We start from the raw sequence: 15,318 nt of genomic DNA, 5'->3' as shown, positions 1-15,318 counted from the left end.
GATGGGTTAGCGTTCAATCATGAGCCTCTTTCGTACTTCCGCTGTCGTGTTGCTGATGGGGTTCCTCGCCTCGGGATGCAAACGGGACGCGGACGTGGCCCCTCCCAAGGTTGCCGCTTCGTCTGAAAAGACCGCGCCCTTCATCCAGGCGGGGCTGGTGGCTCCCGCCACCGTCGCGGGACAACCGGACACGGGTGAGGTGGACCTCGCGGCGCTGCGCGACTCCGTGGCGGATCCGAAGGTGCTCTCCGAAGAGGAGGTCGCGGCGCTCTCTCGATCCGCCGCCCGTCCACCGCGGGACCGTGATCTCGCGGGTGCACCTGCTCCGTCAGCCCCGCGCGCCCTGGAAGCCCCGGGGCTGGGGGAGGCGGAGCTGTTGGATGCCACGATGGGTGAGGAGATGGAGCGCCGCCAGAGGGATGCTCGCGCGGACCGTGAACGGCTCGCGGCCATGCCCGCCGCGCGGGCCCCCGCTGAGCCGGAAGCGGATGGAGTCGAGGGCGGTGTGGCCGGCGGTGTCGTCGGAGGCGTTGTTGGAAACATGTTCGGAGCGGCGCCCCCTCCTTTGGAGCAGCGCCGCCGTGAGATCATTCAGATCATCAAGGGCAGCGGTGGCGGTGGCGGTGGCACATCCGCTGGAGGCTTCGGCTCCGGGGCCGGAGCGAAGCCCGCGAAGAAGCAGGCCGCCAAGGCGGAGGATGCCCCGAAGCCCGTGCTGCCTCGCGTGGAGGCAGCGCCTCGCGCCGCCAAGGTGCTGGTCATGGGCGATGACGGCCGCTACCAGCCCCTCAAGGCCCGCGCCGTGCGCGTCGTCACGTACATCCAGGGCGCCCGCGCGCGGACCGTGGTCGATCACCTCTTCGAGAACGACTCCGGCCGCAGCCTCGAAGGCACGTTCTATTACCCGCTCCCTGGCGGTGCGACGGTGGCGGGCTTCGCGCTGTACTCAGGGTCGGTGGCGGTGGACACGCCCTCGCTGTTCCAGTCGCCGGACCTGCTGCCGCCCCTGGGGGATGACCCGGCGGAGCCGGAGCGGCTCGCGGCCTCCGCGCCTCCCTCGGCCCGTGGCGCGAAGCGCTCCTGGGGCGACATCCAGGAGGCCCGCGTCGTGGAGCAGAAGCGCGCGCGGGAGGTGTACGAGGACGTCGTGCGCCGCAACGTGGACCCCGCGCTGCTCGAATGGTCGGGCGCGTCCACCTTCAGCGCCCGCGTCTTCCCCCTGCCTCCGAAGTCCCTCAAGCGCGTCGTCATCGCGTATGAGCAGACGCTGCTCTTCGACGGAACCCACCTGCGCTACACGTGGCCGCTGCCTCCGGACGCAGGCAAGGAGCTGCGCGTCAGCGCCCGCGTCCACGTGGATCCCAACCATGCCAGGCAAATCCTCGTGGAGCCGGAGGGGGTGGTCTTGAAGCGCAGCAAGCTGGATGCTTTCTGGGTCTACGACCTGCCCAAGCTCACCGGGGACGGCGCTCTGAGCGTGGCCCTGGCGCCTCGCGAAAAGGACGCGGACGTGCTGGTGGGCTCGGATGACGCGGGCCTTCCGGGCCGCGCCTTCCACGCGCGGGTCCGGCTGCCGGAGCAGCTCACCTCGGGCGCGGAGGGGCCTCCCACGGGCCGCGCGGTGCTGGTGGTGGACACCTCGCTGTCCTCCGAGGACGGCAACGCCTGGGCCATCCAGGCGGCCACGCTGCGCGCCCTCCTGGAGAAGGACGCGACGTTGAAGGAGTACGCGGTCCTCCTCTTCGACGTGCGTCCGCGCTGGCTGCACGGGCCGGGCTTCCGCCCGAACGACGCGGCGAACCGCCAGGCCAGCTTCGCGGAGCTGGAGCGCGTCTTCCTGGAGGGTGCGTCACACGTGGACGGCGCGTTGGACGAACTGGACCGGGCCGGGCGTGAGTGGCTCAAGCCTTCCGCCGCCGGGGAGCGCGTGACGGCCTTCCTGCTCTCCGACGGCAACATCACGTGGGGGCAGAGCCGCGTGGACGCGCTCCTCTCCCGGCATCCGTGCGTGGAGTCCCTGCGCTGGGTGACGTACCGCTTCGGCGAGGCGGCGGTGAACACGGAGCTCTTCGACGCGCTGTCCCGCTCCAGCGGCGGGCGTGTCGTGAACGTCCTGTCCGCGGCGGAGGTGGATGCCGCGGCGAAGGCGCACCGCGCGGCGTCCGTGGTGCTGTCCCGCGTGTCGGTGGTGGGCGCGGACGTGAAGGACCTGGTGGTGGCGGGCCGGCCCCGGCTCGTCTTCCCCGGGCAGGAGCTGCAGGTGGCGGGGCGGCTGCCGGGCAAGGGCGAAGCGGCGCTGGAGGTGGTGACCCAGGCGGGCACCGGGCCCGAGCGCACGCTGCGCATCCCCCTGCCGGTGGACACGAACAGCACGTTCGCGCCCCGGGCGTGGGCGGAGCTCTTCGTGTCCCAGCTGGTGTCCCTGGATGACGAGCGATTGGACCGGATGGTGGTGGCGCTCAGCCAGCACTACCGGCTGGCCAACGCCCGCGCGTCCATGCTCGTGCTGGAGTCGGAGGGCGACTACACGCGCTACGCCGTCCGCGATGAGCAGGTGGACCTGGCGAATCTGGAGTCGCTGCGGCGCAGGGAAGAGGACCAGCGCCGCGACAAGCTCCTGGGCATCGCGCTGGACGACGTGCCCGCCGAAGGCCGCGCGGTGGTGGCCCGGCTCGCCGAGCAGAAGGGCCTGCCCGCGCTCCTGCGGCGCCAGCCCCTGAAGGACGCGCCGTACGCGGGCGGTGACGAGCGGCTCCAGGCCGAGCTGGCCTATCGCAAGGCGCGGCGGGAGAACCGGGACGACGTGATGATCTACGAGGCCGTGGCGCGCAGGCGGGCCTTCTCCGGGGACACCTGGGGCGCGGTGCGTGCGCTGTCGTCGCCCGTGGAGCTGCGGCCCCGCGACGCGGAGGCGCTGCGGCTGGTGGGGTATGGCCTGCTGGCGCTGGGGCAGTATCCGGCGGCGGCGGAGCTCTTCGAGCACGTGCGCCTCAGCCGTCCCTTCGAGGCGCAGGCCTTCCTGGAGGAGGCGCTCGCGCTGGACGCGGCCGGGCGCTACTCGGAGGCCGCCCGGAACTACGAGATCGTCCTGGCGCGGTCCTGGAAGCGTCATGGCGACGAGCTGCGGACCGTGGCGGGCTTCCACTACGCCCGGATGCTGGCGGGGCTGGAGCGGCAGCCCCGGCTCGCGGAGGTGGCCTCCGTGCTCAAGGCGCGCCGCGCCGGGCTCAAGGGACCTCTGGGTGAGGGGATGTTCGCGGAGGCCCGGCCCATCGACTACCAGCTCACCACGCACTGGAACTCGGACAGCACGGACATCGACCTGTGGGTCATCGAGCCGAACGGGGAGAAGTGCTTCTACCAGCACAAGCAGACGTCGCTGGGCGGGCAGCTGTACTGGGACATCACGGATGGCCTGGGGCCGGAGCTGTACCACGCGCGGAAGGCGGCGCCGGGGCCGTACCACGTGCTGGTGCACTACTACGGCAACCGCTCGTCGCGGTACGTGGTGCCCACCGCGCTGCTGCTCGTGAGCGACCGGAATGTCTTCACGGCCGAAGACATGGCCCAGCGGCGCTTCCAGGTGCGCATCCTGCCCAACACGAACGCGCGTCTGTTGTTGCGGCGCGAGGAGCTGGTGGCGTCCAAGGACCGCGTGGCGGCGCAGCCCTCACCGTGAGGGCTTGCTCCCGGTGCGCCAGAGCGCCGGGCCCGCCTGTTCCTTCGTCTCCAGAAGCAGGTCGAAGGTGACTTCGACCGTGCGCCCCAGCTTGAGGAAGAAGTCCTTCGCGAAGGAGTCGACGGCGAAACCGCAGTCCCGCATGTCGACCATCACCGGCGCGCGCGAGGTGATTCGCAGGTTGTTGGCGTCCAGCACCGTCACCACTGCATCGGCGAGCGCCGGGAGCTTGATGCCGAGGACTCCCAGGCGGCCCTGGATGTTCACCGGGATGGCCGTCCCGAAGGGCACCGCGTCGAGCTGGTAGCGCCCGTCGATGACCTCGGCCGAATCCAGGGTGAAGTCGATGGAGTCGACCTGCTGGAAGAAGAACCTCCGGAGGTTGAAGTCGCGGACCGGCTCCCCCGTCCGCAGGGCGTCCGTCTTGACGGTCACCTTCCCGATGCAGGTGTCCAACCGGAACGGCGTCGCGAACTGCACCGTCGCGTCCACCTGATCGAAGAACCCGACCAGCGCCTTCTCCTCGAGATCGTTCGAGGACTGCTTGCGGATCCGGAAGGTGACCACCGAGCGCGCTGCCTCGGGAGCGGGCTCCTCCAGGCAGGTCAGCCCCGGCGTCGCGAGGATGACCTTCTTGATGGCCTGGGCATACTTCACATACCCCGTGCACCTGCAGAGGTTGCCCGCGATGGCCTGGCGGATCCGATTGTCCAGCTTCGCGACCGGCACTGGTCGCCGCGCCAGCTGATCCATGAGCACGTCGGCTGCCATCAGCATGCCAGGGGTCGAGTACCCACACTGAAACGCATGCCCGTCGAGGAACTCTCGCTGCAGCGGGTGAAGCTCCCCGTCCGGCCCCTTCAAGCCCTCCACGGTGGTGATGTGCAGCGCTTCAATCGAGTCCATGCGCGCGTAGCACGCCAGCATGGCCATCTTCGGGCCTCCGGGCTCCTTCTGCACGATGACCTTGCAGGCTCCGCACGAGCCGATGCCGCAGCTCAGCTTCGTGCCCGTGAGGCCCAGTTCCTCATGCAGGACGTCCACGAGCAGATCGCCGCCCGCCGCGGTGGGTTTCTGTTCCACCCCGTTGATGTGGAGGGTGAACATGCGTCGGGTGCCCTGGCTCATGGCTTCAGCGCCTCCAGCACGCGCTTGGGAGTGAAGGGGAGAATGGTCAACCGGGCTCCCGTGGCGTGTGCGATCGCGTTGGCGATGGCCGGCATCACCGGGGTCATCACGGCTTCCGCGATGCCCTTCTTCCGGATGGGGGGCCCGGACTTCAGGATCTGCTCTCCGGGGGCGAGCTCCAGGATCCGCAGCTGGAGCCCTCCGGGCGGCAGGTGCGTGGCCCGGATGAGCGGATAGCGGTGGAGGTTGAGGTCGCCGTCCACGCCCACGGGCGACGGAGGAACCTCCTCGAGCAGCGCCATTCCCAGGCCCATGGCAAAGCCACCATCCGCCTGCCCCTGCACGCTCTCCAGGTGGTGGACCTCTCCCGCATCCAGGAGGGTGACGGCGTCCACGACTTCAATCGCTCCCGACCGCGTGTGCACCGTCAGCGCGATGAGGTGCCCCACCGAGGCGTAGACGCTCCGGATGTGGCGCTCCGCGTCCGCCGCGACCAGGTCCAGGGGAATGTCTCTCTCCCGGCGCACCCGCTCGTAGTTTCCGACGTCCTCCACGTCTCCCTGGTAGAGCACGGACAGCCCGTCGATGTAGCGCTCCTGCGTCGTCTGGTTGATTGTGTATGGCGAGCAGGCATACGCGTTCCGGTAATAGGTGTGCACGATTGCCCCGGTGCAGACCTGCCCGGCCTGTTGCGCTGCCTGCTCATGGGCCATGGCGGCGAGCGTCTCGAGCGCAATGGGCTGCCGGTCCGGAGCCACCAGCTGGCCGTCCTGCCAGGTGGCCGTCTCCGGCACGTCCCCCCAGATGCGCTTCGCGCAGGGCTTCAGCCCATGGTCGAAGACCACCTGCGCCGCCTGTTCGACGGCATGGATGTGGAAGAACGCCGTCACCGAGGCGCTCATGGAGTTGTCGAGCTTCGGTGTGTTCGTCGGCTGTCCCTGGGTGTAGTTGCCCCTTTGAAGCCTCACCTTCGGATGGTCGAAGCGATCCAGGACCCCGAGCACGACCCGGGAGGCTCGCCGGCCGAGCACCTTCGTCGTCGCGATGGCCAGCGAGGTATCCGAGCCCTGGCCCATCTCGATGGCGGTGGACCGCACCGTCACCTCGCCCTTCGGGTCGATGCTCACCTCCGCGAACACCGCGTCACCACTGGTCCCGATGGCCTGCATCGCGCAGGCGAACCCGACGCCGTACTTCACCAGCCCGCCTCCGCGCTCTTCGTACTCCTTGCGCTTCGCCTCCCGCTCCAGCCAGAGGGGCTCCTTCGCGGCCTCCTCGCAGATGCGCTGGGTGTCGAGGTGGTGACGGAGCTCGAAGCCCGCGACGTCCACATCCCCGGTCTTGAGGAGCCGGCTGTTCTTGAGCCGGAACTCAATCGGGTCCTTCGTGCCGACCGTGGTCCCGATTTCATCGATCATCGATTCGATGGCGAAGGCCGCCTGTGGAATGCCGAAGCCGCGCATGGACCCCGCGGGCGCGCTGTCCGTGCTGATGGCATATCCGCTGATCGCGTTGTGCTTGAAAGCATAGGGGCCCGCGGCGTGGAGCGCGCACAGCTCCACCACGGGCTTGGTGAGGTTCAGCACCCCGCCTCCATCCATGTAGATGGTGGAGTGGAGCGAGTGGAGGTCGCCCGTTTCGGGGTGGTAGGCGAGCTCGTTCTGGATCACCGCGGCGTGCCGCTTGATGCCGCAGAGGAACTGCTCATACCTGTCGAAGAGCAGGCGCACCGGCGTGTCCGAGAAGATCGCCGCCATGGCCAGGTAGACCGGGAACGTCGAGACGTCGCGACCCCCGAAGCCGCCGCCAATCGGAAAGGTCATCAGCTCGATCGCGTGCTTCGGCAGCGTGTCGCCCTTGACCGCGACCTCGGTGAGTTGCTCGATCGACTCCCTGTCCTTCCTGGGGGATTGGGTCCCGGCCGCGATCCGCAGCGCCGGCCCGGCGCCTGTCTCGTCGAACCAGGCCAGGCCGTTCTCCGGCTCCATGAACATCGGATCGATGCTCTGGGTGAAGTAGGTCCGGCGCAGCCACGCGAGCCCCTCCTCGGACGCGGAGCGGCGGATCGCCTCCCGCGCCTTGCGTGCCTCCAGGTTGAGGGCCAGTTGCCTGGGGTCCAGCGGCGGGTCCGCGTTGGCCGCCAGGCCTTCAGGGTCGTACCGGCTCCTGCCAATGTCTTTCGGTGGAAAGGGATGGTCCGGGCTCTTGTCCAGCTGGCTGCGGATGAAGTGGACGGAGCCGTAGTAGGACTCTTCTTTCAGGGGTCTGGCGGCCATCAATGGATTGAGGAGCCGCCGGATGTCCTGCTCCCGGTCCAGCTGCGAGGAGCGGTCGAAGCGCAGGAGTGTGTAGTCCTCCCGCCGGCGGGCCATCCGGTTCCAACTGGCGAAGTCACGGAGATCGCCAGCGCGGCTGAACAGCAGGAGCGCCACCGGTTGGCCGATGTGATCGGGATAACCGCCGGGAGGCGTGAGCCAATACAGCCCGAAGGACTCGACCGAGATCAGCTTCCCCAGCTTGACGCCATTGACCAGGGAGGCGAGGTCCACGCCCTGGGCCGGGTGCGCGATGGCTTCCGGCCTGGCGGAGAGATTGGGCTTCTGCTTGTAGGGGGCCCCGATCAGCCGCTCCGCGAGCTGCGCGGCCTCGATGACGTCCGGGGGCTGGAGGCCCCGCTCCGCGAAGACCTGGTCCAACTGCTGGCGGTCGAGGCCGAGGTACTTCTGATTCGCGCGGGTGGCGCGAAGCAGGTAGACGTAACGACAGCCCGATGACCCGCTCCAGAGCTCCTGCGGGCGGAAGTCACGCCCGTAGACCTTCATGCCGCGAACCTTCTTCTCGCGGTCATTCATCACTGAAGACATGGTCAACTCCAAAGGCTGCCCGGTGGAGGATCGCATGCCACGACAGGCGTGGACGGGGCTTCCATGCAAGTCGTTCGCGTTGGATGTGTTGAATTGCGAGAGTTGGGGCGCCAGTCCCCGGCCGCTCCTGCGAGGCTTTACGGGGCGCAGGCAACCCCGACGCAGCCGCCCGCGCCATTGCCGCGCGCGGCGTTGCCTCCTCCGTCAATGGCAGTGGGCGCGTGGATGCCCCAGCCCGTGTTGTTCTGGCAGGTATTGCTGGAGAGGGTGGGCGTGCTGCCCGGGAGGACGCGCAGGCCGTCCCCGCGATTGGACATGAAGCGGTTGTTGCGCACCGGGCCCTCCTGCGGGACGGGTTCGAAGTCCGGCAGGTTGGACAGCGTCAGCCCTCCTTCGTTGTCCCACCAGAGGTTGCCGCGGACGTCGAGCGTCTGGGCCGCCAGGCGCAGTCCCTCGCCATTGTTCATCACCCAGGTGTTGCGCATCTGGAAGTCGAACGCCTGCCAGTCGGGATTCTCAGGCGTCCCGAACGCGGTGTTGTTCGCGATGATGGAGTTTTCGAAGACCAGTTCATAGCAGTTGTCGAAGCGGCTGCTGCTCCATGTCAGGTCCGCCACGGAGGCGTTCCCGGTGAACGTGCTCGACCGGATGAGGACCTTGCCGGAGTAGCAGAACAGGGCGGTCTCGTTCGCCGTGAAGGTCGAGCCGGTGATGCGGGTGTCGTGATAGTCCACGTACAACCCGAGCCCGTTGCCGCTCAACTGGGACCCACGGATGTCGATGGAGCCGGACGTCGCGTCGAACTCGCTGCCGAAGCCCAGCCGGTTCCCGCTCATGCTCGAGTCCGTGAGCAGGAGCCCTCCACTGCCGTTCATGTGGAAGATGGCGGTCCAATTGTCGACGAGCGCGACCCGGTGCACGTGCACGGTGGCAGCGTACGCGTAGCCCCAGTTGAAGCCTCGGATCGTGCCGTTGCGCACCGTGCTGTCGCTTTCGGCCGCGATGCCCACCGTGTCGCCCGGCCCGCTCCCGGCCCGGCGCACGGTGTGGCCTCCCAGGTCGAGCACGACGCCCGGCGCGGCGATCCGCAGGGCGGGAATGGGCGTACCCGCGCAGGTGAGGTCGCGCGTGAGCCGCGTGTTCCGCGTCAGGACCTCTCCGCAGCGGACGGCGCGGGCCTCGAAGGCTTCTGGCTCCTCCTGGGTGCTGGCCTTCGCGGTGGTGGCCGCGAGAAGCAGCAGCGCCAGGGGCCACGTCACGATCCCATCCCGAATTCTTGTCATCCTGCTTCCCCCCTCGCCGGAGGCCGTCCGCCCCCGAGCGGGGAGGCTGCGCACACCCCCTCGTGCCCCCCAGTCCGTCTGTCGGTGTCAGGCGATTGCGAGGAGAAGCACAGACCTACAGCGCCCCACGGTGCGAGGCGGTTGCTATCCTCCAGTGCCCTGCGACAGGAAGGATGGAGCCATGAGGACCCCTGCCACCCGGACCGACTTGAGGGAGGACCTGCGGCGGTTGGGGCTGGAGGAGGGCGACCTCGTGATGGTCCATGCGGGCCTCCGGAGCCTCGGGCCCGTGCTGGGTGGGGTGAACGCGGTGGCGCAGGCGCTGCTCGACACGGTGGGCCGCCGGGGCACGCTCATGGCCTACCTGGACTGGGAAATGGGCGCGGAGCCGGAGGACTTCGAGGACGCGCGCCTGCGCGATGAGATCCCCACCTTCGACAAGCGCACCGCGCGGGCCAGCCGCGACCACGGCATCCTCGCGGAGACTCTCAGGACCTGGCCCGGCGCGGTCCGCAGCGACCATCCGGACGCGGGCATGGTCGCCATTGGCGCGCGGGCGGAGTGGCTCTGCGCGGACCACTCCTTCCACTACGGCTATGGCCCCGGCTCGCCGCTGGCCCGGCTGGTGGAGGCGGGGGGCAAGGTGTTGATGCTCGGCGCGCCGCTGGAGACGCTCACGGTCCTCCACCACGCGGAGCACCTGGCGGACCTCCCCGGCAAGCGCGTGGTCCGCTACCAGCGACCGCTCCAGGTGGGGGGCGAGCGGCGCTGGGTGGACTTCGAGGAGTTCGATACCCGCGAGCCGGTGACCGACGCCCTGCGCGCGTCCAGCGTGGACCCCTTCACGCGCATTGGAGAGCAATGCCTCGCGGAGGGAATCGGCCGCTCCGGAAGCGTTGCCCGGGCCGTGTCACATCTCTTCGACGCCCGCCGGTTGCTGCGCCGGGGTGTCGAGTGGTTGGAGGCGTATCACCGCTGAAGGGCGCCGTGCTTCAAGGACAGCCGGAGCTGACCTCGAGCGCGTCATAGGCCATCCAGCCGTTGCGGCGGGTGCCGGTGGCGGCGATGACGTAGCCGTAGATGAACTTCATGGTGCCGGACTGCTGGCGGTAGCGCCCCGCGCTGTCCTGCACCCAGAGCGGGATGTCGATGGAGGGGGCGCCCGAGTTCGTCGGCACGTCCAGGCGCTGGAACTTCGTGCCAGCGGGGAAGTGGTCCACCGCGACGCCGCCCAGGCCGAAGCCCGGCACGTTGAAGGTGAGGTTCGCCGAGCGCAGGCCATTGGCCCGCACGAGCGGAAGGTAGTCCCCCGCGCGCTCGTGGGTCGCCGTGCTGTCGTAGACCACCTTCTTGAGCTCAAGGTTGGTGTCGTGCCAGTTGCGCACGGCGTAGCACGCCATCTTGCTCAGCCCGGAACTCAGCGCGGAGACGTGGCCGACCTTCTGCTCGAAGGAGGTGAGGCCCAGGATGGCGGACATGGGCAGCCAGCCGGCGCTGGAGTTGGACGTGGACGTCGCGAAGGCGTGTAGCTCTCCCGCGAACGTGCGCGTCTGACCGTAGTTGAAGAGGGAGCGCGTCCGGGTGGACGTGCCCACCACGGTGCCGTTGCCGTCGCGGATGGGCACGCCCGTGGTGATGCCCCAGGAGTCGTCGTCGTCCGGGTCATTGGTCTGCACGCGGTTGCCGCCGGACGGCCGCAGCTTGCAGTTGTACGGGCTCTCCTCGCACACCGTCCCGTTCACGCCGGAGAAGGCCGCCTGCCGCGTGGTGGCCAGGTCCTCCGCCGCGACCGACTCACCCTCGAAGGTCTCGCCACCACAGGCGACGGAGGCCAGCACCACCGTGCACAACACTGGCTTTCTGAAGTTCATGATAAAAATGGAAAACTGATTTTGCCTGTTTTGTCAAATGGCGCGGCCGAGCCAATGCCGGGTGGTGGGCATGGCCGGGATGCGTCGCGCACGCGCAGTGCGTTCAGCGATTGTTCCGGGCAGGAAACGCCAGGGCGTGGAGGTGTTCTGGCAGCTGCTGGCGCTGCCAGTCGCGTTCCCGGGCGGTGGCTTCGGCGGCATCCGAGATATCGCTCACACCATGGGCCGCGGCGGTGGCCGCGAAGGTGGCGGCCTGCGACGCGTGGCTTGCGACGTGGGCGGTAGCGGCGGCGTGGCCAGCGGCGCGGGCCGCGGCGCATGCGGAGGCGTGCGCGGTGGCATCCGACGCAGCGGCGTGCGCGGCGATGGCGGCAGCATGCGCGTCGGTGATCAGCAGCTCACCCTGTTGCCACGCTCGCACTGCTTCGATGGCGTGGCGGGGACGGTGGTCCTCCGGGAACTTCTGTTCGAAGAAGGGGAGGACGTGCTCGGCGCAGTCGGCGGCCCAACGGGCCAGGGTTTCGTGGTCGGACTTGTCGAACTCCATGCTCCGCCCCTCCCGGCGTCACACTCCTTGCGTATTCACTGTCATTCCAGCCTCTCAGGTCAATGTGTGGCTAGACTGGCTTCCATGGTCAGGAACGCGTGGTGGATCGCGGTGCTGGTGGGATGGCTGGCGGTGCCGGCGTCGGCGTGGGCCTGCTCATGTATCTCTCGCACGCAGGGACTTCCCGGCGCGCTGAAGGAGGCGCGGGAGCAGGCCGGGTTCATCTACCTGGGGCGGGTCCGGGACTCGGAGGACCCGTCCGCACGCTTCGCCACCGTGGACGTCCTGGAGGCGTTCAAGGGCCACGTCAAGGCATGTGCGGTGTTGCAGCTCCCTTACGGGAGGGGCGGTGACTGCGTCCTGAACCTGCCCCGGGGCGAGACATGGTTGATCTATGCCGACGACACCAGCCCGGAGGATGCCTGGAGATGCATGCGAAGCCGCAGGGTTCTTTCGCCGGATGACAGCGAACTGACCTGGCTCCGCACGGGCATCCTTCCGCCGGTGCCCGTGGCGCTTCAGCGTGAGGCCGTTAGCTGCGAGGTGTGTGACATCCAGGCGGTTGGGGCACGTCTGGTGGCTCCTCCGGAGATGCCTCCCGCCACACCTGCGTGGCATGCGGATGCGGAGGCGCTGTGGAAGGCGGGCGAACCGTTCTTCACGGGGGCGTACGCGACGCACCGGGTGATGCTTGGGGTGTCACGGGAGGGCCGCGCGTTCGAGTTGACCGAAGCCTCCGGGTCGTCCCGAGGGGAACAGTCATGCGAGCGGCGGGTCCAGCTCCGCTGGTGCAAGCGATTGGAACTTCGACCGAGGACGCCAAAGGTGTCTGACTTCCACTGTGTCGACCCTGGCGAGCCACAGGAGGTCTGCGACGAGCGCCGGAGCCGGAAGTCGGAGTGGTTTCCGATGGAGCGTCTGCCGGCCAGGGCGTGCGATTGGTCCAACCCCTCCGCGCCCGCGTGTGAGTTGGCCGAAGGCCGCTTCCCCTTTCCCTCGGGCGCTCCGCCGTTGCCTGTCCTCGCCTGCCATCCCCGGAGACCCGGAGCCCGCTCCGGTAACTACGCCTGTGAGGTGAAGACGGCGCCGGAGCCCGTACCGCCCGAGCCGTGAGCCTTCAGCGCTCCTGTTCCTCGCCTTCGCTCAGGAGGCCGTGCTTGCGGAGCTTGTCGTGCAGCGTCGCGCGGCCGATGCCCAGCGCCTTCGCGGCCTCCGTGCGCTGCCCCTTGGACGCCGCGAGCGCCGCGAGGATGAGCTCTCGCTCGTGCGCATCCAGCTTCTCGCGCAGGGTGGCGCCCGTGTGGGCCGGGGCCTGGGACGTGGGCACGCTGGCGCCTCCGGGCAACAGCTCCAGGTCCAGGGTTCCGTCGGCGGACAGCACCACGGCGCTCTCCAGGGCGTTCTCCAGCTCGCGCACGTTGCCGGGCCAGGCGTGGGCCGTGAGGCGCTCCAGGAGGGCGGGCGTCAGTGGCACTGGCGGCATGTGGAAGCGCTCGGTGTGGCGGGCGAGGAAGTGCCTCGCGAGCGCGGCGATGTCCTCCGGGCGGCTTCGCAGCGGCGGCACCTGGAGCGTCACGACCTTGAGGCGGTAATAGAGGTCCTCGCGGAAGCGGCCCTCCGCCACGCGCTGGGGCAGGTCGCGGTGGGTCGCGGCCAGGACGCGCACGTCCACCGGGAAGGAGCGGTCCTCGCCCACGGGCCGCACCTCGCCCTCCTGCAAGACGCGCAGGAGCTTCGCCTGGAGGGGCAGGGCGAGCTCTCCCACTTCGTCCAGGAGCAGGGTGCCTCCGGAGGCCTCGCGGAAGAGGCCGGGCCGGGCTCGCACGGCGCCGGTGAAAGCGCCCTTCGAATGGCCGAAGAGCTCCGCCTCCGCGAGCTCCGGCGTGAGGGCGGCGCAGTTGAAGCGCACGTAGGGCTTGTCCGCGCGCGGTGAGGCGCGCACCAGGGCCTCGGCGACGCGCTCCTTGCCGGTGCCGCTCTCCCCTGTGATCAGCACGGTGACGTCGCGGGGGCCCACGCGCTGGATGAGCAGGGCCAGCCGTGCCATCGGAGGTGACACGAAGACCAGCGAGCGCAGCAGGTTCACCTCGCCGGACAGCCGCTCGTTCTCCGCCTCCAGGCGGACCATCCCGAGCGCCCGGCGCACCACGGCCAGCACGTCGTCCACGTCGAAGGGTTTGCGGAAGTAGTCCAGCGCGCCCAGCTTCATGGCCTCCACGGCGTGGCGTTCCGAGCCGTGCGCGGTGATGAGGATGACGCGGGGCGCATGCGGACGCGCGGCGACGCGGCGGAGCAGCTCCATGCCATCCACGCGCGGCATGCGCAGGTCGCTGAGCACCAGGTCCACGGGCGGCTCGGAGTCCAGGCGCGCGAGCGCGGACTCTCCGTCCACCGCTTCCTCCACGGTGAGCCCGTCATCCTCCAGCAAGCCACGCAGCGTGTAGCGCACGCCCGCGTCGTCATCCGCCACCAGCACGCGGGCCTTCATGACAGGGCCTCCTTACGCGGCGCTTCGACCTGTTGGGGCGCGGCCGGAAGAGTCAGCTCCGCCACGCAGCCTCCGCCGTCACGGGCTCGCAGGCTCAACTCTCCGCCGTGCTGGCGCATCAACGCTCGTGACAGGGCCAGGCCCAGGCCGGAGCCATGGGGCTTCGTGGTGATGCCTGGCTCGAAGACGCGCTCTCTCACCTCCGCCGCGAGCCCGGGGCCCCGATCCCGCACCTCCACGCGGCCGCCCCCCTCAGGGGCCGTCCAGGCCTGGAGCTCCACCGTGCTGCCCCGGGGCGCGGCGTCGAGTGCGTTCTGCACCACGTCGATCAACACCTGCCGCACCTTGCGCGCGTCACACCACGCCTCCACCGGCGGCCCCTCCGCGACCCGCAGCCCCACGCCCCGTTCTCCCGCCATGCCCTCGTGCAGCTCCGCCACCTGCCGGCACAGGCCATCCAGCGGCACGTGCGCTTCATTGAGCGGGAGCAACGGCCGGGAGAAGTTGAGGAACCCTTCGAGGATCTCCTGCATCCGGTCCACCTCCCGGCGCAGCACCGCGAGCCGCTCCGCGGGACGGCCCTCCACCTCGCGGGCAATCATCGCGGCCAGGCCCTTCACGCTCGCCAGCGGGTTCTTCAATTCGTGGGCAATCTCTCCGGACAGCGTGGTGAGCGAGCGCACCCGCTCCTCATGTGCCTTCAACGCTTCATCCCGCGCATCCAGAGCCGTGCGCACCATGCCCCGGAACGTGCGCCGCAGGTTCGTGCCGACGAAGTTCGTCCACATGACGAGGAACACCGTCACCGCGAGCATCGTCAGGAGCAGCGCGTTGTTGTGTCCCGCGCGCGGGCCTCCGCCAAAGAGCACTGGCACCAGGTCCCCCACCGCGCCCGTCAGCGTCACCGCCGCCTGCACGCCCACCAGCGCGAGCAGGTAGACCGCCCACCTGCGGGCCCGCGCGGGCGGGAAGAGGATGGCCGTGGCCAGTGATGCCGGCAGGACCAGGGGGATGAGCGGGCTCTCCAGTCCCCCCAGCGCCAGGTTCACCACCGTGAACAGGGGGAAGGCCACCAGTGGCAACAGCCTGCCCGACTCGTGGGACACCACCGGCTGGCGCCGCCACGCCGTGACGACCGCCAGCCCCCCCACCACGAGCGCCAACGCGAGCGCCACGCACCAGCGGCGCCACGCGGCCGTGTCGCCAATGAGCCCCAGCGACACCATCACCACCGGCAGGGGACTCAGGAACGTCAGCACCCGCGTCACCTGCCGGAACAGCCGCGAGAACGCCTCGCGTTGGACCTGCTCGACTCCGGCGGTCGTGGGCTGGGTTGGGGAATGCAAGGCGCGTCCTCCTGGACCGTGGGCGCTACCCTATGCCCAAGCAAGGCGGATGCCCCAGCCCGTGTGCCCCGGGGACTCTTCCTCTCCGACCTCCCGTGTCCGGAGACCCGGC

The 15,318-nt window shown here is 69.5% G+C and carries 10 protein-coding genes; 3 read left to right on the top strand and 7 right to left on the bottom strand.

Translation table 11 applies throughout. From position 1 onward, the window contains the following. Positions 1–19 precede the first annotated feature (19 nt). Positions 20–3,679, top strand: coding sequence for a VIT domain-containing protein (locus D7V80_RS03245; protein ID WP_120586751.1), 3,660 nt, complete (start codon positions 20–22; stop codon positions 3,677–3,679). On the opposite strand, the gene D7V80_RS41645 is transcribed toward D7V80_RS03245, so the two are convergent. The 3 genes from D7V80_RS41645 to D7V80_RS03230 form a co-directional block, all read right to left on the bottom strand. Then, the gene (locus D7V80_RS41645) at positions 3,671–4,807 is read right to left on the bottom strand and encodes a (2Fe-2S)-binding protein (protein WP_158616540.1); all 1,137 of its coding nucleotides are present in this window, start codon (positions 4,805–4,807) and stop codon (positions 3,671–3,673) included. The two genes, D7V80_RS03245 and D7V80_RS41645, sit on opposite strands and share 9 nt — an antisense overlap. Then, the gene (locus D7V80_RS03235) at positions 4,804–7,671 is read right to left on the bottom strand and encodes a xanthine dehydrogenase family protein molybdopterin-binding subunit (RefSeq protein ID WP_158616539.1); all 2,868 of its coding nucleotides are present in this window, start codon (positions 7,669–7,671) and stop codon (positions 4,804–4,806) included. Before D7V80_RS03235 ends, D7V80_RS41645 begins: the two co-directional genes overlap by 4 nt. Before the next feature lie 137 nt (positions 7,672–7,808). Next, entirely contained in the window at positions 7,809–8,930 is a 1,122-nt protein-coding gene (locus tag D7V80_RS03230) for a right-handed parallel beta-helix repeat-containing protein (protein WP_158616538.1), read from the bottom strand. Positions 8,931–9,135: 205 nt separating this feature from the next. Between D7V80_RS03230 and aac(3) the strand changes: the two genes are divergently transcribed. After that, positions 9,136–9,933, top strand: coding sequence for an aminoglycoside 3-N-acetyltransferase (gene aac(3) / locus D7V80_RS03225; RefSeq protein WP_120586748.1), 798 nt, complete (start codon positions 9,136–9,138; stop codon positions 9,931–9,933). Positions 9,934–9,946: 13 nt separating this feature from the next. Here the strand turns inward: aac(3) and D7V80_RS03220 are convergent, their stop codons facing one another. Together D7V80_RS03220 and D7V80_RS03215 are read right to left on the bottom strand one after the other, a co-directional pair. Then, positions 9,947–10,825, bottom strand: coding sequence for a hypothetical protein (locus D7V80_RS03220; protein WP_120586747.1), 879 nt, complete (start codon positions 10,823–10,825; stop codon positions 9,947–9,949). Between the two features lie 103 nt (positions 10,826–10,928). Beyond that, a complete protein-coding gene (locus tag D7V80_RS03215) occupies positions 10,929–11,372 on the bottom strand; it encodes a putative immunity protein (protein ID WP_120586746.1) in 444 nt (147 codons plus the stop codon). An 84-nt stretch (positions 11,373–11,456) separates the two neighbouring features. Here D7V80_RS03215 and D7V80_RS03210 point away from each other — a divergent pair, with 84 nt between their 5' ends. Further along, positions 11,457–12,485 (top strand): hypothetical protein, encoded by a 1,029-nt coding sequence (locus tag D7V80_RS03210; RefSeq protein ID WP_120586745.1) that lies wholly within the window; start codon positions 11,457–11,459, stop codon positions 12,483–12,485. A gap of 4 nt (positions 12,486–12,489) precedes the next feature. On the opposite strand, the gene D7V80_RS03205 is transcribed toward D7V80_RS03210, so the two are convergent. Both D7V80_RS03205 and D7V80_RS03200 read right to left on the bottom strand, forming a co-directional pair. Beyond that, positions 12,490–13,860: a sigma-54 dependent transcriptional regulator gene (locus tag D7V80_RS03205; protein ID WP_120586744.1), complete on the bottom strand. Its 1,371-nt coding sequence runs from the start codon at positions 13,858–13,860 to the stop codon at positions 12,490–12,492. Then, on the bottom strand, positions 13,857–15,206 hold the full coding sequence (locus tag D7V80_RS03200) for a PAS domain-containing sensor histidine kinase (protein ID WP_120586743.1): 1,350 nt from the start codon (positions 15,204–15,206) through the stop codon (positions 13,857–13,859). The genes D7V80_RS03205 and D7V80_RS03200 overlap by 4 nt, the downstream gene beginning before the upstream one ends. Between the last annotated feature and the right edge of the window lie 112 nt (positions 15,207–15,318).

The sequence above is a fragment of the Corallococcus sp. CA054B genome, assembly GCF_003611625.1.
GTDB lineage: Bacteria > Myxococcota > Myxococcia > Myxococcales > Myxococcaceae > Corallococcus > Corallococcus coralloides.
This window is presented reverse-complemented; position numbering and strand designations above follow the sequence as displayed.